Source organism: Mycobacterium sp. IDUB_17 (genome assembly GCF_055419465.1).
On record NZ_JBVAXS010000004.1, the window covers coordinates 292208 to 309737 of the forward strand.

Annotated in this window: 14 protein-coding genes; 3 read left to right on the forward strand and 11 right to left on the reverse strand. The window is 66.2% G+C overall.

What is annotated here, in order from left to right; translation table 11 throughout:
- Positions 1-28: 28 nt before the first annotated feature.
- Both ACZYZ7_RS18915 and ACZYZ7_RS18920 read right to left on the reverse strand, forming a co-directional pair.
- Positions 29-1438: a WS/DGAT/MGAT family O-acyltransferase gene (locus ACZYZ7_RS18915; protein ID WP_463741500.1), complete on the reverse strand. Its 1410-nt coding sequence runs from the start codon at positions 1436-1438 to the stop codon at positions 29-31.
- Positions 1439-1568: 130 nt separating this feature from the next.
- Positions 1569-3422: an ABC transporter ATP-binding protein/permease gene (locus tag ACZYZ7_RS18920; RefSeq protein ID WP_463741501.1), complete on the reverse strand. Its 1854-nt coding sequence runs from the start codon at positions 3420-3422 to the stop codon at positions 1569-1571.
- A 165-nt stretch (positions 3423-3587) separates the two neighbouring features.
- On the opposite strand from ACZYZ7_RS18920, the gene ACZYZ7_RS18925 reads away from it, so the two are divergent.
- The gene (locus ACZYZ7_RS18925) at positions 3588-4058 is read left to right on the forward strand and encodes an Rv3235 family protein (protein WP_135453244.1); all 471 of its coding nucleotides are present in this window, start codon (positions 3588-3590) and stop codon (positions 4056-4058) included.
- On the opposite strand, the gene secA is transcribed toward ACZYZ7_RS18925, so the two are convergent.
- The 7 genes from secA to ACZYZ7_RS18960 form a co-directional block, all read right to left on the reverse strand.
- Positions 4055-6910, reverse strand: coding sequence for a preprotein translocase subunit SecA (gene secA, locus ACZYZ7_RS18930; protein WP_463741502.1), 2856 nt, complete (start codon positions 6908-6910; stop codon positions 4055-4057). The genes ACZYZ7_RS18925 and secA overlap by 4 nt on opposite strands.
- A gap of 173 nt (positions 6911-7083) precedes the next feature.
- On the reverse strand, positions 7084-7734 hold the full coding sequence (gene hpf, locus ACZYZ7_RS18935; RefSeq protein WP_167858091.1) for a ribosome hibernation-promoting factor, HPF/YfiA family: 651 nt from the start codon (positions 7732-7734) through the stop codon (positions 7084-7086).
- Positions 7735-8062: 328 nt separating this feature from the next.
- The gene (locus ACZYZ7_RS18940; RefSeq protein WP_463741709.1) at positions 8063-8692 is read right to left on the reverse strand and encodes a ComF family protein; all 630 of its coding nucleotides are present in this window, start codon (positions 8690-8692) and stop codon (positions 8063-8065) included.
- Positions 8693-8810: 118 nt separating this feature from the next.
- Entirely contained in the window at positions 8811-10571 is a 1761-nt protein-coding gene (gene lpqB, locus ACZYZ7_RS18945; protein WP_450070263.1) for an MtrAB system accessory lipoprotein LpqB, read from the reverse strand.
- On the reverse strand, positions 10568-12229 hold the full coding sequence (gene mtrB / locus ACZYZ7_RS18950; protein WP_463741503.1) for an MtrAB system histidine kinase MtrB: 1662 nt from the start codon (positions 12227-12229) through the stop codon (positions 10568-10570). Before mtrB ends, lpqB begins: the two co-directional genes overlap by 4 nt.
- Entirely contained in the window at positions 12226-12912 is a 687-nt protein-coding gene (mtrA, locus tag ACZYZ7_RS18955) for a two-component system response regulator MtrA (RefSeq protein ID WP_019343547.1), read from the reverse strand. Before mtrA ends, mtrB begins: the two co-directional genes overlap by 4 nt.
- 52 nt (positions 12913-12964) lie before the next feature.
- Positions 12965-13597, reverse strand: a complete 633-nt coding sequence (locus ACZYZ7_RS18960) for a dTMP kinase (protein ID WP_450070264.1) — start codon at positions 13595-13597, stop codon at positions 12965-12967.
- Between the two features lie 99 nt (positions 13598-13696).
- On the opposite strand from ACZYZ7_RS18960, the gene ACZYZ7_RS18965 reads away from it, so the two are divergent.
- Positions 13697-14452 carry a hypothetical protein gene (locus ACZYZ7_RS18965; RefSeq protein ID WP_463741504.1) on the forward strand — a complete coding sequence of 252 codons (756 nt, stop codon included), beginning with the start codon at positions 13697-13699 and terminating at the stop codon, positions 14450-14452.
- Here ACZYZ7_RS18965 and ACZYZ7_RS18970 read toward each other — a convergent pair.
- Complete coding sequence (locus ACZYZ7_RS18970; protein ID WP_463741505.1) at positions 14412-14801, reverse strand: HAD family hydrolase; 390 nt, start codon at positions 14799-14801, stop codon at positions 14412-14414. The genes ACZYZ7_RS18965 and ACZYZ7_RS18970 overlap by 41 nt on opposite strands.
- Before the next feature lie 268 nt (positions 14802-15069).
- Here ACZYZ7_RS18970 and ACZYZ7_RS18975 point away from each other — a divergent pair, with 268 nt between their 5' ends.
- A complete protein-coding gene (locus tag ACZYZ7_RS18975; RefSeq protein ID WP_463741506.1) occupies positions 15070-16560 on the forward strand; it encodes a helix-turn-helix transcriptional regulator in 1491 nt (496 codons plus the stop codon).
- Here the strand turns inward: ACZYZ7_RS18975 and ACZYZ7_RS18980 are convergent.
- Entirely contained in the window at positions 16515-17405 is an 891-nt protein-coding gene (locus ACZYZ7_RS18980) for an LLM class F420-dependent oxidoreductase (protein WP_463741507.1), read from the reverse strand. The two genes, ACZYZ7_RS18975 and ACZYZ7_RS18980, sit on opposite strands and share 46 nt — an antisense overlap.
- Between the last annotated feature and the right edge of the window lie 125 nt (positions 17406-17530).

Here is a 17530-nt window from a genome sequence, read left to right on the forward strand (position 1 = left end):
GTCAAACACGTCATGCGTTTTGCCAGATTTACTTGGCGGCCTCGAGCAACTCGTCAAGAGATTCACGGAACAGGCTCGGCAGGACGTCGACGTCGCTCATCGCGTCACGGTCGGCGTTGATCCCGAAATACAACATGCCGTCGTACGAGGTGACCCCGATGGCCAGAACCTGATTCTGCAGCAATGGCGGCACGGCATAGGTCTCCAGCAGCTTCGTGCCCGCGACATACATCTGCTTCTGGGCCCCGGGCACGTTGGTGATCAGCAGGTTGAACAGCCGCGCCGAGAACCCCGTCGCCACACGAATACCCATGGCGTGCAACGTCGGCGGCGCGAACCCGGACAGGGTCACGATCGTGCGCGCGTCGACCAGGCTGGCCGCGGTGGAATGCGACTCGGTGGCATGGGCGATCTGAGAGAGCCGCACCACCGGGTTGCCCTCACCGACCGGGAGATCGACCAGGAACGGCGAGACCTCGCTGATCGCCTGCCCCGGCCCCGACGAGTCCAGTTCGGCGTCCGGATACACCGACATCGGCGCCATCGCCCGCACCGTGGTGCTCGGGGTCACCGGCTCCCCGCGCGACAGCAGCCAGTTGCGCAGCGCGCCGGCCACCACGGCCAGGACGACGTCGTTGATGTCGCAGTTGTAGCGGGCCCGCACCAGCCGGTAGTCCTCCAACCGATGCTGATCCACCGAGAACCGGCGGTTGCGCGAGACCGTCGTGTTCAGCGGGCTGTTGGGCGCGGTGCCACGCGCCACCGTGCGAGCCACGTCGGCAACCCGGCGACCCACCGCGGCCAATTCGGTGGCACTGGTTGCCACCTCGGTCACGGTGTCCCGCAAGGCGGCCAGCTGGCTGGTCGGCCGGGTGACCCACTCCCCGATCGCACCGAGCATCAACTGGCGGTCGCTGGGCTCGCGGGCCGGAATCCAGATGTCCTCGCCGAACTCCGGCGGCTTCTGCGCGCGGTCGGCGATCACGTGCCCGATCTCGAGTGCGGTCATACCGTTGACCAGCGCCTGGTGCGTCTTGGTGTAGATCGCGATGCGGTTCTTGGTCAACCCTTCGACCAGGTACATCTCCCACAGCGGCCGGGTCCGGTCCAACGGCCGCGAACCCAGCCGGGCGATCAGGTCATGCAGCTGAGCGTCGCTGCCCGGAGAAGGCAGCGCCGAGCGCCGGATGTGGTAGGTGATGTCGAAATCCCGGTCGTCCACCCACACCGGCCGGGCCAGGCCCAACGTCACCTCACGCACCTTCTGCCGGTAGCGCGGAATCTGCGGCAAACGGTGCTCGACGGTCTCCAGCAGGGTCTCGTAACTCAAGCCGGCACGCGGCTTCCGCAGGATCGACAAGGATCCGACGTACATGGGCGTGGCGGTGTTCTCCAAGTGGTAGAACGCTGCGTCGGAAGCCGACAGCCTGCTCACCATGCGGCGCCAACCTCCCCCATCTCGCTCCGCTCGAACCCCGTCACGTTAACCGGCGATTCTGTCCCCGCGCATCACGGGTACTGCCGCCCGTCAATTTCATCCTCCTGGTCACGCCGGCGCCACCCGGAGTTCAGACCGAAATCACCGAAAGCTCCCATCTCCCGTCGCCCTCCAGGCTCAACCGGGACCGGTGATGACGATCGACCGTGGACCGGTGCCCCACACTGACCACCACGCAATCGGGTAACCGTTTCCGCACCAACCCATACATGGCGTCTTCGAGCCCCTCGTCCAACGCCGATGTCGACTCGTCGAGAAACACCACCCGCGGGCGCACCAGCAACACCCGTGCGATCGAGACGCGCTGTTGTTCGCCCAGCGACAGCACCGACGCCCAGTCGGCTTCTTCCTCCAGGCGTTCGGCCAGGTGCCCGAGGGCCACCGCGCACAACGTGTCCCGCAATTCGCTGTCGCTCACATCGGCAATCGGAAGCGGGTACACGACCGCGGCCCGGAGATCGCCCAGCGGCAGATACGGCAGTTGGGGCAGGAACAGCGTCGCCCATCCCGACGGGTATTCCACCAGTCCGGCTGTCCGCGGCCACAACTCGGCCAGGCTGCGCAGCAGGGTGGTCTTACCGCACCCGGACGGTCCCTTCACCACCACGCTGTCCCCCGGGTTCAACACCATCGTCAGATCGGTGATCAGCGGACGCCCCTGCAGGTCACCGACCTCCACATCGGTCAGTGCCAGCGATTCCGCCGTCGGACCGACGGCGATCCTGGGCAACTCCCGAGCCCGGCGATCGCTGTCGAGCATCTGGTCGATCCGCATCAGCGCGGCCCGGTACACGGTGAACTCGTCATAGCTGTCCCGGAAGAACGCCATTGCGGCACAGACGTTTCCGAATGCCGCGACGGTCTGCAGCAGACCACCCAGAGTGATCTGACCGGCGAAAAACCGGGGTGCCTGCACGATGTAGGGGATCATGCCGGTCGTCACATCGCCGACGCCGCGGTTCCAACCGTTGAGCCGGAGTTGGGCGAACACGATGCGCCACATGTTGGCGATGATCTCGGCGAACCGGGAGTGCAGCAACCGCCGTTCGCGCTCGGAGCCCCGGTAGAAGGCCACGCGCTCGGCACTGTCCCGCAACCGCACCAACGCGTACCGGAAACTGGCGCTGAACCGTTCGTTGAGGAAGTTCAGCCGCACCAGCGGGCGGCCGATCCAGAACGCGATGACCGTCACCGTGATCGAGAAGATGAATGCCACGAAGACCATCGCCCGCGGAATCACCCAGCCGCCCAACTGCAACGGCCCCGACAGTTGCCACAGCACGCCGGTGAACATGACGATCAGCAGCGACTTGTTGACCGCCCCGACACTCATGTCGACCGACTTGGTGGTGACAGTCTCGACATCGTTCTGGATGCGCTGGTCGGGGTTCTCCACCGGAGGATCCAGGAAGCGGTTGCGGTAGAACGCATCACCGGTCATCCAGTCGTCGACCAGGCGGGTGTTGAGCCAGATGCGCCAATGGATGGAGAAGACCCGGCGCAGAAACAGGTCGACCACCGTGTAGATCACCGTGAGCGCCACCAGAATCCCGCTGATCGCAAACGACGTCATGAACGCCTGGCGCGCGGCATCCAGTTTGTCGGCGTCGTGGGTGGCCAGTGCCTCCGAACCGGCCTGGATCGCATTCATCAGATCCGCGTACTGATAGGTGAAGATCACCACCACCCGGGCCGAATACACGGTGTGCCACAGGATGAACGCCAGCAGCGCCCAGGTGCGCCAACTGCCCCGGCCGCGGAAGAACGGGGCGTTGACCCGCCAGAACTGTCGTCCCCACCGGGTGAACCTCGCGATGAGCAGCGCGACTGCAAGGAACACCACGAAGGTGATCACCCACGCCTGCAACGTCCATATCAGCGAGCGCAGCGGCTCGGCCGGCCAATCGATACTGGGCTCAACCATCTGTCCCCCTGGTCAGTGCCCGAGGTGTGCGTCACCGTCACGTTATCCGGCGAAACCGATGGCCCCATGATCCGTGCTTTCGGCACGCCGAACGCATGCGATCATGGGGAGGTCTGCACCTCTCCAGCAGATGTCGTCCATGATGCCGACCGCTGGAGGTTGCCTGTGCCCATCCCGAAACTCACCGCGCTGACCGCCCCGGTGATCGACTGCGAGCCGCCCGCGCTGCCGCTGGGAGCCGCACCGGCGTGCACGGCGCCGACCGTGCTGCACGGGCCTACCCCGCGCCGGTTGCGGCTGGCCATTCCCGAGCCGGAACGGCGACTGCAGCCCGGCGCCGCGCAGTTCACCGACATGGCACTGCGCCGGGTCCTCGAAGTCCTCGATCGGCGCAGGCCGCCGGCTCAGCTGAGGTCGTTGATGAGCCAACTCGTGCTCGATGCAGTCATCGCCGCCGCCAAGTCCCGCCACCCGACCACAGCGAGCCTGCGCCGGGTGGGGCTGCGCCCGGCAGCCTCATCAGAGGCCGCCGAGCTGTTCGCCACCTACACCCGCGGGGCGCGGGTGCGCGCCATCGCCGGCCGTATCGAATTACGCAGTGGCCGTTGGCAACTCACTGCGCTGCAGTTGGGTTAGCTCTTGCGGTGCGACTTCGCCGGCCGGCCGGTCTTGGCCTGCTTGCGGGCCGCTTCACGACGCTCACGCCGGGTGCCACCACCGGTCGGCGCGGAATGCCGTCCGCCGCCCGAGCGCTGCACTTCCGCGGTGCCGTCCTCGGACGGTCCGGTGTAGGTCAGGGGCGGTGCTTCGGTCTCGATCCCCTTCGCACGCAACGCCGGCGCGGGGCGCTCCTTGGTGGCCACCGCACCCGACTCCGGATCAGCGGCCGTGGCCTCCCCGGCCTTCGCCGCGGCGGCCGCAGCGAACTCAGCCAGCCCGCTGGGCGCAGCCACGGGTGCGACTTGAGCGCTGGGGGGAGCCGGCGCGGCCTCGACCTGAACGTTGAACAGGAATCCGACGGACTCCTCCTTGAGCGCGTCGAGCATGCCGACGAACATGTCGTAACCCTCGCGCTGGTACTCGACCAGCGGGTCGCGCTGGGCCATCGCCCGCAGGCCGATGCCCTCCTTGAGGTAGTCCATCTCGTAGAGGTGTTCGCGCCACTTGCGGTCGATCACGTTCAGCAGGACGTTGCGCTCCAACTGACGCATGGCGCCCTCGCCGGCCAGCTCTTCGAGCTGCTTCTCGCGCTCGGCGTAGGCGCGGTCGGCGTCGGCGATCAACGCCTCGAGGAGCTCCTCGCGGGTCAGCTCACCGGGCTCACCGACCGCGTCGGAGTCGACCAGATCGTGGTGGTCGATGCCGACCGGGTACAGCGTCTTCAGCGCGTCCCACAGCTTGGCCAGATCCCAGTCCTCGGCGTAGCCCTCGGCGGTGGCACCGTCGACGTAGGCGGTGATCACGTCGACGAGCATGTCGTGGGCCTGCTGCTGGAGGTTCTCGCCCTCCAGCAGCATCCGCCGTTCCTTGTAGATGACCTTGCGCTGCTGGTTCATCACCTCGTCGTACTTGAGGACGTTCTTGCGGACCTCGAAGTTCTGCTGCTCGACCTGCGTCTGGGCGCTCTTGATGGCGCGGGTCACCATCTTGGCCTCGATCGGCACATCGTCGGGCAGGTTCAGCCTGGTCAGCAACGACTCCAGCGTTGCGCCATTGAACCGTCGCATCAACTCGTCACCCAGCGACAGGTAGAACCGGGACTCGCCCGGGTCGCCCTGGCGGCCCGAGCGGCCGCGCAGCTGGTTGTCGATACGCCGGGACTCGTGGCGCTCGGTGCCCAGCACGTACAGCCCACCGGCGTCGGTGACCTTCTCGGCCTCCTTGCCGGCCTCTTCCTTGATGGCCGTCAGGGTGTCGTCCCAGGCGGCCTCGTACTCCTCCGGGGTCTCCACCGGGTCCAGGCCCTTTTCGCGCAGCCGCTTGTCGGCCAGGAAGTCGGCGTTGCCGCCGAGCACGATGTCGGTACCGCGACCGGCCATGTTGGTGGCGACGGTGATCGCGCCGAGCCGGCCGGCCTCGGCGATGATGTTGGCCTCTTGCTCGTGGTACTTCGCGTTCAGGACGTTGTGCGGAATCTTGCGCTTGGTGAATTGCCGCGACAGGTACTCGGAGCGCTCGACGCTGGTGGTACCGATCAGCACCGGCTGACCCTTTTCGTAGCGCTCGGACACGTCGTCGACGACGGCGATGTACTTGGCTTCCTCGGTCTTGTAGATCAGGTCGCCCTGATCCTGACGGACCATCGGCCTGTTGGTCGGGATCGGCACCACACCCAGCTTGTAGATCTCGTGCAGCTCGGCGGCCTCGGTCTCGGCCGTGCCGGTCATGCCGGACAGCTTGTCGTAGAGGCGGAAGTAGTTCTGCAGCGTGATGGTGGCCAGTGTCTGGTTCTCGGCCTTGATCTCGACGTGCTCCTTGGCCTCGATCGCCTGGTGCATGCCCTCGTTGTAGCGGCGTCCCAGCAGCACACGGCCGGTGAACTCGTCGACGATGAGCACCTCGCCGTCGCGGACGATGTAGTCCTTGTCGCGCTGGAACAGCTCCTTGGCCTTGATGGCATTGTTCAAGTAGCTGACCAGCGGCGAGTTGGCGGCCTCGTAGAGGTTTTCGATGCCCAGCTGGTCCTCGACGAACTCCACACCCAGCTCGTGCACACCGATGGTGCGCTTGCGGATGTCGACCTCGTAGTGGGTGTCCTTCTCCATCAACGGGGCCAGCCGGGCGAACTCGCTGTACCAGTTGGAGGCGCCGTCGGCGGGGCCCGAGATGATCAGCGGGGTACGTGCCTCGTCGATGAGGATCGAGTCGACCTCGTCCACGATCGCGAAGTTGTGGCCACGCTGGACCATGTCGTCGGTCGAGTGCGCCATGTTGTCGCGCAGGTAGTCGAAGCCGAACTCGTTGTTGGTGCCGTAGGTGATGTCGGCGGCATAGGCCGTCCGGCGTTCCTCCGGGGTCAGGCCCGAGAGGATGACACCCACGTCGAGACCCAGGAACCGGTGCACGCGACCCATCCACTCGCTGTCGCGTTTGGCCAGGTAGTCGTTGACCGTGACGACGTGCACGCCCTCGCCGCCCAGCGCGTTGAGGTAGGCGGGCAGCACCGCGGTCAGGGTCTTGCCCTCACCGGTCTTCATCTCGGCCACGTTGCCGAAGTGCAGGGCCGCGCCGCCCATGATCTGGACCTCGAAGTGCTTCTGGCTCAGCACCCGCCAGGCGGCTTCACGGGCCACGGCGAACGCCTCGGGCAGCAGGTCGTCGAGGTCCTCGCCGTCGGCGATCCGCTTCTTGAACTCGTCGGTCTTGGCTCGCAGCTCGGCGTCCGAGAGCTTCTCCATGTCGTCGGACAAGGTGTCGACATAATCGGCCACCTTCTTGAGGCGCTTGACCATGCGGCCTTCACCGAGACGGAGCAACTTCGACAGCACGCTATTTCCCCTGTGGGTTCGATGGATCCCATGGGCGGGATCGCTCGGGCTTAGTTGGCCTCCATCGTAGGTGACCGGTCGAAGTCGCTGGTTCTGCTGGCGCGAAGAAACAAAATCGCACCCCGGATTGCTCCGAGGTGCGATTTCGTTTCTTCGTGTCTACCCGAGACGCACTACGCCAGGCGGATCAGCCCGTAGTCGTAGGCATGGCGGCGATAGACCACCGACGGCCGGTCGCTCTCCTTGTCGTGGAACAGGAAGAAATCGTGGCCTACCAGCTCCATTTCATAGAGGGCGTCGTCGACCGTCATCGGCCTCGCCGGGTGTTCCTTGGTCCGCACGATCCGGCCAGGCTCGTGGTCGTCGAGGCCATCCGCCAATCCGGCGTCGGCCGTCGACGTCGGTTGGGCTTCGAACACCGCCTCGTGCGCGGTCGCTTCGGCAAGCGAGACCGGGGTCTTGTCGCCGTAGTGGATCTTGCGCCGGTCCTTGCTGCGGCGCAGTCTGCTCTCGAGTTTGCCGGCCGCTGACTCCAAAGCGGCATAGAAGCTGTCAGCGCAGGCCTCGCCGCGCACCACCGGGCCACGGCCGCGGGCCGTGATCTCGACGTGCTGGCAGTTCTTGCGCTGACGGCGGTTACGTTCGTGGTCGAGCTCGACGTCGAACAGGTAGATGGTGCGGTCAAACCGCTCCAGGCGCGACAACTTCTCCGAGACGTAGATACGGAAATGGTCTGGAACTTCGACGTTTCGACCCTTGACCACAACTTCTGCGTTCGGCTCCGGGGTGGTGTCGCCGACCTGCTCGTCGGGGTCGACCACCATGGTGGCGCTTGTTTCCGGGGAATGGGTTGACATACTCGGCAACTCGTTTCTCTCAGTTGTCACACGCTCACGCGTGCCCTACTTCTCAACGAATCGTGATCGTGCCGACGGGCCGGAAAATTTGCTCCACCCATCGGCGAAAGGTGTCGGGTACTCACCTCCTACCGTTCAGCGGTGAAGTGGCGCTGCGTTACGGGAGCGCCGCCGTGAGTCATTCACGGGTGGTTGCTGCCGACGGTAGTCCGTGTTCACCCACTCGTGCCACCAATTTCAAATACGTGTTTTCAGTTCTTCATGTGGGTTTGATCGCAGCGAAATGACGGGTGCGTCAGGCATGCGAAATCGCCAGCACAGCGGACACCTGAGCCCCGGCGCGCGTGAGCATCCGCACCGATTCGGCGGCCGTCGCCCCGGTGGTGACGATGTCGTCGACCAACACCACCTCACCTGCAACCGGTCGGATCAGACGCACCCGGCCGGCGATGTTGCGCTGACGTGCGGCGCTCGACAGGCCCACCGAATCACGCACCCACGGCCGCAGGCGCAGCGCCGGTACGACGCGCACATCTGGCAGACCGGACGCCGCCGACGTCGCGATCCGGCCGACCGGATCACCTCCGCGGCGACGCGCTGCCGCACGCCGGGTGGGCGCGGGTACGACGGTCACCGGAGTGCCGACGATGCCCCAGGTCAGCAGGTGCTGAAGGCCGGTACTCAGCGTGCCGGCCAGCGGGGTGATCAGGTCGGTACGGCCGTGCTCCTTGACCGCCACGATGGCGCGCCTGCGGACACCGGCGTGGCGTCCCAGCGCGAAGACCGGGACTCCCGGATCGGTCCGCGGAGTCAACAGGTGCGGCTCGTCGTCAGCGACGCCGAGTTGTGCGGCACACGACGCACACCACCGGGTCGACGGCGCCCCGCAGCCGCCACACTCCAGCGGCAGGATGAGGTCGAGCATGCCGGCAGTCTGCGCGCCGGCACCGACATCGCCGGTTTCCACTTCGCCGCTTTCCACACCTGGGTCATGGATCCCGGCGGGTGCACAGCCCGGGTGCAGAAACCGGCGCGGCAGCGGCTCAGCCGGGCAGCACCGGCAGCGAGCCGGGAACCATCAGCGGGCGCACCTCGACCCAGCCGGGGTTGCCCTCACTGGCCGACGCGGAAAGCTGCATCACGCCGCGTTGGTCGGCGACGTACACCGTCGACGGATTGGCGGCCACCGTGGACACCGGGGCCACCAGGTTGCTGCTGGGCCCGTCCGAGTTCACCCCGTCGAGGTTCACATACGAGACGGGGTGGGTCGGGTCGGTCCGGCTTACCACGATGTCGTCGCCGGTACGCCAGGACAGCGACACCACGCTGTTGCCCAGACCGAAGCCGAGGCGCCGCGGATAGGTGAGCAGGAATTGTCCCTCGGGCGTTCGCTCGATCCCGGCCAGGATCACCTGTCCACCTATCACCATCGCCGCGCGGGTGCCGTCGCGAGAGAGCTGCAATTCGGTGATCGGACCCGGATAGCGGGTGGATACCGCGGCCACATCGACCGGAATGCGCGCCGGCACACCGGATGCGTCACGGATGGCACGCACCACGTTGGCATTGTCGACCACCACCCACACGGCCTGGTCGAGCGACCAGCTGGGCCGGGTCAGGGTGCGGCCTTCGATGGCCATGGCGGTGGGCCCGCCCAGCGGCCCCATCCACAGCGAGGCGGCGGTGGCCTCCGGCGCATCCGGCAGCACCACGACCGAGGCCGCGTCCTGACCGTTGCGCGACACCGAGGCCGACATCTGATTTGGCGCCGAGCCGAACGCCCCGGGAACCCGGCTGGTGCTCTGCCCGTCCAGCGCCACCAGTGAGCCGCCCACCAGCGCATGCAGGCCGGCGGCGGCACCGGGCACCGCCCCCGGGTCGGCGGCCGCGACGTCGGAGGTCTCCCATCCGTCGGTGAACCGGTCGTCCAGCGGTGCACCGTCCGCGTTGATCACATAAGGCCCGCTGATCCCGGCCCGCGACAGGGTCCAGATGACCTGTGCGGCAAGCAGTTGACGACTGTGCGGATCGGTGGTCGAGAGGTTCTGGAGGTCGATCCGGGCACCGCCGTATCCGCGGCCCACCCCGGTCTTGCCACCGTCGGCCCGGGTTACCGGACCGCGCAGCTGCAGTGGCGCTTCGAGCAGGTTGCGCACCGTCCTGGCCATCTCCGGACGTGGCCCGGCCACCAGTTTGGAGATGAGCTCGGTGGCCAACTGGTCGGGATCGGAGACCGCGACGTAGCGCGGATCGGGCACGACCGTGGTTCCGGTCGGGTCGACGAAGTAGAGGGTGTTGCGCTTGTACGTCGACTGAAACTGTTGCCAGTCAAGGAAAACGCCGTTGGGCAGCTTGTCGATCCGCCAGCCGCCCGGAGTCTGGACGAGTTCGATCGGACCAGGGTCCGGCAGTGCCCCCTCCCCTGTCTCGAACACTCCCATATCGGACAGGGATCCGAGGATGTCCGCCCGCATATTCACCGAAACCCGGTCCGAGCCACGCGTTTCGACGAACACCACCCGATCGAGCAGCAGCGCGCTGCCGGCGTCGTCCCATGAGCTGGAGGCCGACTCGGTCAGAAACTGCCGGGCTGCCAGATGCCGGTTCGCGGGATCGGCAGTGGCCTTGAGGAATTCACGCAGGAGCACGTCGGGGTCCATCCCCGGCGCCGGTTTGGGCAGATTCGGTGGCGCCGGTCTGTCGACCGTGCCGATGGCCTGCGGGGACGATGAATTCGGAATTCCCGCGCACCCGGACACCAGAACTACCAGACCGACGATCACCACCGTCAGCAGGCGCTTCACACGTTCTCCTCAGCATGTTCCCGGTCCCGGTTGGGACTCTGCCGCGACTTCTGCTGGGGCGTAGCTGGTTTGAGCGGCAGCGGGCTGGCGGTCACCTTGTGGCCACGTACCAGCGGCAGCGTCAGGCGGAAGCAGGCCCCCTTGCCCGGTTCACCCCAGGCCTCCAACCGGCCCTGGTGCAGTCGCGCGTCCTCGATGCTGATGGCGAGGCCGAGCCCGGTTCCACCGGAGCGCCGGACCCGCGACGGATCCGATCGCCAGAAGCGGCTGAACACCAGTTTCTCCTCGCCGGGACGTAGGCCGACGCCGTAGTCGCGGACGGTGACCGCGACGGTGTCCTCGTCGGCGGCCATGCGGATTCGCACCGGTTTGCGTTCGGCGTGGTCGATGGCGTTGGCGATGAGATTGCGCAGGATCCGTTCCACCCGGCGCGGATCCACCTCGGCGATCACCTCGTCACCTGGCATGTTGACGTCGAGTTCGACCTCGGCGTCGGCCGCCAGGTGCCCCACGTTGTCCAGTGCGCTCTGCACCGTGGACCGCAGATCGACCGACTCCACCGACAGCTCGGCCACACCGGCATCGTGGCGGGAGATCTCCAGCAGATCGGCCAGCAGCGTCTCGAAACGGTCCAGTTCGTTGACCATCAGTTCGGTGGACCGGCGCAACGCCGGGTCCAGGTCCTCACTGTGGTCGTGGATCAGGTCGGCCGCCATGCGCACCGTGGTCAGCGGGGTGCGCAGCTCGTGGCTGACGTCAGAGGTGAAGCGGCGCTGCAGGTTACCGAATTCCTCGAGCTGCTGGATCTGGCGCGACAGGCTCTCGGCCATGTCGTTGAACGACACCGCCAACCGGGCCATGTCGTCCTCACCCCGCACCGGCATCCGCTCGGTGAGGTGGCCTTCGGCGAACCGCTCGGCGATCCGCGAAGCCGAACGCACCGGCTGCACGATCTGCCGCGCCACCACCAGGGCGATCGCGGCCAGCAGACCCAACAACACCACACCACCGGTCGCCATGGTGCCGCGCACCAGCGAGATGGTGCTTTCCTCGTTGTTCAGCGGAAAGATCAGGTACAGCTCAAGATTGGGTACCGACGAGGACGCCGGGCTGCCGACGATCAACGCCGGTCCGGAGAACGCATCGGTCTGCACCGTGGCGTACTGGTAACTGACCTGCCCGGCTTTGACGAAGTCCCGCAGCGCCTTCGGCACCTGCTGCACCGGCCCGGCCGCAGCGGCTTCGCGCGGACCGTCGCCGGGAACCATGAGCACCGCGTCGAACGCCCCGGCCATATCCGCGCGGGCATCGGCCTTGCGATCGATCAGGGTGTTCCGGGCCAGCTGCAGGCTGCTGTCGAGCGAGCGGCTCTCCTCACCGCCGACGATGCCGCCGACCGTGATGCGGGCGCGCTCGACCTCCTCGGTGGCGGCCTTGACCTTGACCTCGAGAATCCGGTCGGTGATCTGGCTCGTCAGCACAAAACCGAGAACCAGGATGACGGCGAGCGAGAGCCCCAATGTCAGGGTGACCACCCGCAGCTGCAGCGATCGACGCCACACCATGCTCAGCGCTCTGCCGAGCGTCCCCAATCCGCGCAACAGTGGGCCGGAGCTTCCCCAGCGACCACGGATGCGCCGTCTGGAGCTGAAGATCACGGGGGTCCGGCCTTGTATCCCACTCCTCGAACGGTCAACACCACCTGCGGGTTCTCCGGGTCTTTCTCGACCTTGGCCCGCAACCGCTGGACATGCACGTTCACCAAACGGGTGTCAGCGGGGTGGCGATATCCCCACACCTGTTCGAGCAGCACATCACGAGTAAACACCTGGCGCGGTTTGCGTGCCAGCGCCACGAGCAGGTCGAACTCCAGAGGTGTCAGCGAAATCTGCTCACCCTGACGGGTCACCTTGTGGGCCGGCACATCGATCTCGACATCGTTGATCGACAGCAGCTCGGCGGGCTCGTCCTCGTTGCGGCGCAACCGCGCGCGCACGCGGGCGACGAGCTCCTTCGGCTTGAACGGCTTCATCACGTAGTCGTCGGCGCCGGATTCCAGGCCCAGCACCACGTCGACGGTGTCGGTCTTGGCGGTCAGCATGACGATCGGCACGCCGGAGTCGGCACGGAGCACCCGGCACACGTCGATCCCGTTCATGCCGGGCAACATCAGGTCCAGCAGGACCAGATCGGGCCGCAGTTCGCGGACCGCGGTGAGCGCCTGACTGCCATCGCCGATGACCGCGGTGTCGAATCCCTCACCACGCAAGACGATGGTGAGCATCTCGGCCAGCGATGGGTCGTCGTCGACGACAAGGATCCTTTGCCTCATGGTGTCCATGGTGTCACCCAATCGCGATAAAACCGGGGTACCACACGCGGGTTTCTCGGCTTTATCTGCTGCTTAGCCGACCCGCGAGGGCTGCCGGGTCCACATCCGGGCCCGCGGTGGCCCATCGACCGCACCAGTCGGTGGCGGCCAGGGCGGCGTATACCTCGCCGGTGCGCTGCTGCAGTCCACCGTCGCGTTCATAGGCATCCTTGGCGCGGTCGGCCTCGGTGTTGGCCCGGTGCTCGGCCCGCTGTGCGGCCAGCTCCGTCGGGACGTCGAGCAGTACCTGCCAATCCGGCCTGGGAAGTCTGAGGCGGTCGAACTCGAGCTCGCGCACCCAGGCCACCGCCTCACCGTCGGCCCCCTGGTGCAGCCGGGCCGCACTGTAAGCGGCGTTCGAGGCGACATAGCGGTCCAGGATGACGACGTCGTAGGCGCCCTGCAGGTGTTCGATCTCCTCGCGCGCGCCGGCCCGGTCGAGCGCGAACAGGGTGGCCATCGCGTAGATCGAATCGGCCAGGTCCCCGTGCGCCCCGTGCAGCGCCTCGGCGGCCAGGTCAGCGGGCACCGAATGGTGATAGCGCGGAAACGCCAGGCTGCCGACGGAGCGGTGATCGGCCTCGAACGCCGCTCGCAGGCCGTTGGTCAACGTACGTTTACCCGCGCCGTCGACGCCCTCGATCGCTATGAGCACAGTGGCAGCGTAATCGGTGCGGCGGGTCAGGTTTTGCCACGGTTAGGCTGCTGAGGCGGAGGCTGCTGCCGGTCGAATTCGGAAAATGGGGGCGTCAGGATGTCCAGCGACCAGACAGCGCAGTTGTTCACGATCGCCGCACAAGACGGTGGCCCTCTACCGCGGGCGCAACTCTTCCGGGCGTTGGCCGGGAAGGAGATGTACTACGCGGCAACCGCCGTCGAAGTGGACGGCGGACGCAAGTTTTCAACCCCGCTTCGCAGACTCGATGACGGCAGTCTTGCCATGCTCGTCTACTCGTCGAAGAGGCACCCTGAGCTACCGCAACATTTCGCCGGTGCGCACTGGCCGACGCTGCTCGAAATTGCGCATGAATCGCTCCAGGCAGACTGGCTCGTGATCACCAATCTCAAGAACGAGACAGTTGCCATTTCGCGTGAGCACATGCCCGCTGTCATCGCCGATCTGAGGGGTGACGAGCTTGAAATGGCCATCTCCTGCGCGGTTGATGCCAGACCCGAAGATTGGTTTGAATCTGCGCTGGCCGTATTGCGCGGACGCGAGCTTTACCTCCATCTGCGAGGCAATGCGTCGCCCGGCGCGCAACAGACGATGCACACTTCTTCGGCGGCTGGGCGAAGCGGTTGGATCTTGGCTTACACAACCCGCACCCGCCACGGGTATCACGTACGGCGGCATCACCTGGGAAAGCCTTGTCGACATGACAAGGGGCACAGCGGAAATCCCGGGAGTTCAGATCGTCAACGATGCCGACGACTGGATCATTCTCGGCCGCGACGTCATCTGAGGCCGACTAATTCGGCCGCTGCTGCGGCGGAACGTAACCCGGTGTAAACCCTCGTTCCTGCACGATGAGGTTCAGGCCGCCGAGCGAGCACTCCTCGATGTCGTCGAAGGCGATGTCCGGTTTCAGGTCGGTGCGGAAGATGGGACGCCCCTCGGCGTCGTAGCCGCCGTAGCCCTTGTCGGCGTAGACGTCGACGTACTTCACGATGCCCATCGCGTCGGCGGCCCGACGCGCATATCCCTCACCACCGCCGGACCAGAGCATGATCCGCGTGTTCTTCATGCTCGCCAGGGCGATCAGCAGTGTGCGGATGCGCTCATTGGCAACGTAGGCATCGGTGATGGTGTTGTCACGCAGTGTTCCGTCGATATCGAAGGCGATGGTCACTTCCTTCATTGCCCTGAGCTCCTTCCGTAAAGATAGCCATGCTTAGCATTTTTGTCCGGTGCCGTCGCTCGGTGCCCGAGATCGCCCGGCGATCTGCTCACCCCCGGCTCCACCGACCGGAGCACGTACGAGTACACCGATGAAGACGGCAACAAGGTCACGATCCCCTCGGTCGGCGAATCGATCTTCAACAGCCTCGGTCTGGACGTCAAACTCGGCGCCATCGGCATCTCGGTCAAGGGCGAGGCGGTAGGCCCGATCGGGGCCCTGCAAGGCCTTGAAGACCGCCGCCGTCAACGACATCGTGAAGAAGCTGCAAGGCATCGCCCCGGAAACCGAGACCGTTGCCGACAGGGCAGCCACAGCCACGACCGTCGACAATGCAGCTTCCGACGCGGGCGCCGCGGCCACCGAACTGATCCACACCACCTCGAACAAGACGGTGGCGGTGCCACTGCCGAGTCCGGCCGACCAGACCAGCCCCGCAGGCGAGGTCACCGGAACCGACGAAAAGGCCGGGGCACAAACGGAATCGGTCGGCGATGCCGATGCGACGAAGCCGAAGTCTCAGACCGGTGCGAAGGCTCCTACGGTCCGGACCGGCACGTCGCTCAACACGCAGCCCAAGCTGGTCAAGGATATCAAGGACGCGGTCAAGAACGTCCGCAACGGATTCAATGGACCGCACCCGCCAGTCGACCGAATCCACTTCCAGCTCAAGCAGTTCCAGCGCCGGTGCGTACGGCTCCAGCACGTCCGGTTCGGCACGGGCGGGCTCGGACAGCCCGGCCAGGAAGGGACGCCGACAGCAAGAGCAAGCACGACAACAAGAAGTAACCACGCCGGAGTCACGCCAATCCAGGGGGTGACATCACCAATCCGACGTGTGCGCCGGCCCTGGCGGCACTTCTACCATCGCCTTATGAAGCGCGAGCAGCTCACCGATTTCCTGCGGACTCGCCGTGCCCGGCTCAAGCCGGCCGACGTCGGGTTGGTGGTCGGCGGCAGGCGACGGACCCCGGGACTGCGCCGCGAGGAGGTCGCCCTGCTGGCCGGTGTCGGAACCTCCTGGTACACGTGGCTGGAGCAGGGCCGCGACATCAACGTGTCATCGAGCGTGCTGGACGCGATCAGCGCGGCCCTGCAGCTCTCGCAACCCGAACGCTCGCACCTGTATTCGCTGTCGGGGATGAATCCCCCTCCGGCCGGGGAGCACGCGACCGAAGTCACGCCCGAGCTTCTCCATCTGCTCGAGGCGTGGTCGCCGCGACCGGCGATCCTGCAGGACCGGTACTGGAATCTGCTCGCGGTCAACGAAGCGACTCGGCGGGTGTTCGGCTACGGCGACACCGATCGCAACTGCCTCGTCACGTTCTTCACCAACAGCCGGTACCGCGACATGTACGTCCACTGGGCAGCGGCCGCGCCGGGTGTGGTGTCCGCGTTCCGCGCCGACGCGGCACGGTATCCGGACGATGTCCGGTTCGCCGAGATCGTCGATGATCTCGGCGCGGTCAGCCCCGAGTTCGTCGAGCTGTGGGGACGGCACGACGTGGGTCGCCATTCACAGGCGGTCAAGGCCGTGCTGCATCCTCGGGCTGGCGAGCTGGTGTTCGACAAGACAACCCTGGCCGTCACCGATCTTCCGGGCTGGCACCTGGTGCTGTACAACCCGCGACCCGGGACCGGTACCGACGAACGGCTCGACACCCTGGTGCGGGCTCAATCGCGGAACGGCCTGGTCAATTCGGCAAGTTCGTCGAGGTAGCGCAACGCCTCGGTCTCCGCGGCGGCGGCGTCGCGAAAGAAGACGCAATGGTCGACGCCGCCCTCGGCCAACACCTCGAGCTCGCGTCGGGTCAACGGCGTGATCGTGCTCTGCCGGTCGGGCCCCAGGTAGCCACGTTGGTCGGCACCGATCAGCGTCACCGGAATCCGGTCGCGTCCCCGCTCGTCACCCCGCCGCCGAAGTTCCTGCACCCGGGTCACGAACCCCTCAGGTGTGCCAACCAGATTCGGCGCCCACTGGTCACCGTATTCGAGTACCCGTTGCAATACGGTGGGACCGTTGCCGCCGACGAGCACCGGTACATGAGGCCGCTGGATGGGCTTGGGCCATGAGTAGATCGGGTGGAAATCTACGAACTCGCCGTGAAACTCGGCCTTCTCGGCGGTCCAGATCTCCTTCATCGCCAGCACCCGCTCGCGCATCAAGGCCAGTCGGGTCCTCGGTTCGGTGCCGTGATTGCGCATCTCCTCACGCAACCAACCGGCGCCGACACCGAGCTGGAACCGACCGCCGGAGAGCTGGTCCACACTCGCCGCTTCCTTGGCGAGCGTGATCGGATCACGTTGCACCACCAATGCGATCCCGGTACCGAGGAGCAGTCGTTCGGTGACGACGGCCGCCGCCGCCAGTGCCACGAAGGGGTCCAACGACCGGTAGTAATCGTGCGGGGGCAGGTCACCTTCGGGCGGTACCGGCCCGGCCACCGGCAGATGAGTGTGCTCGGCAACGAAAAGTGAGTCGAATCCCCGGTCCTCAAGGGCTATCGCCAGTTTCGTGGGCGCCAGGCCCCGGTCAGTGAGGAATGTGCTGACACCGAACTTCATGCCTCCACCGTGCCGCGCGATCGCCGAGCCGAAAAGGGCTCAGTCAACCTGGGACCGCCACCACCACCCTGGGCGTCAGGGAGGTGCCCCAATGCAAAAGTCCCCGAAATCCTTGGATGACGGGG

What these genes read in the sequence shown, in the direction of transcription:
- ACZYZ7_RS18915 (WP_463741500.1), bottom strand. Translation starts at nt 1,438, where the DNA reads ATGGTGAGCAGGCTGTCGGCTTCCGACGCAGCGTTCTACCACTTGGAG.
- ACZYZ7_RS18920 (WP_463741501.1), bottom strand. Translation starts at nt 3,422, where the DNA reads ATGGTTGAGCCCAGTATCGATTGGCCGGCCGAGCCGCTGCGCTCGCTG.
- hpf (WP_167858091.1), bottom strand. Translation starts at nt 7,734, where the DNA reads ATGGTGGTCGACCCCGACGAGCAGGTCGGCGACACCACCCCGGAGCCG.
- ACZYZ7_RS18940 (WP_463741709.1), bottom strand. Translation starts at nt 8,692, where the DNA reads ATGCTCGACCTCATCCTGCCGCTGGAGTGTGGCGGCTGCGGGGCGCCG.
- mtrA (WP_019343547.1), bottom strand. Translation starts at nt 12,912, where the DNA reads ATGGACACCATGAGGCAAAGGATCCTTGTCGTCGACGACGACCCATCG.
- ACZYZ7_RS18965 (WP_463741504.1), top strand. Translation starts at nt 13,697, where the DNA reads ATGTCCAGCGACCAGACAGCGCAGTTGTTCACGATCGCCGCACAAGAC.
- ACZYZ7_RS18970 (WP_463741505.1), bottom strand. Translation starts at nt 14,801, where the DNA reads ATGAAGGAAGTGACCATCGCCTTCGATATCGACGGAACACTGCGTGAC.
- ACZYZ7_RS18980 (WP_463741507.1), bottom strand. Translation starts at nt 17,405, where the DNA reads ATGAAGTTCGGTGTCAGCACATTCCTCACTGACCGGGGCCTGGCGCCC.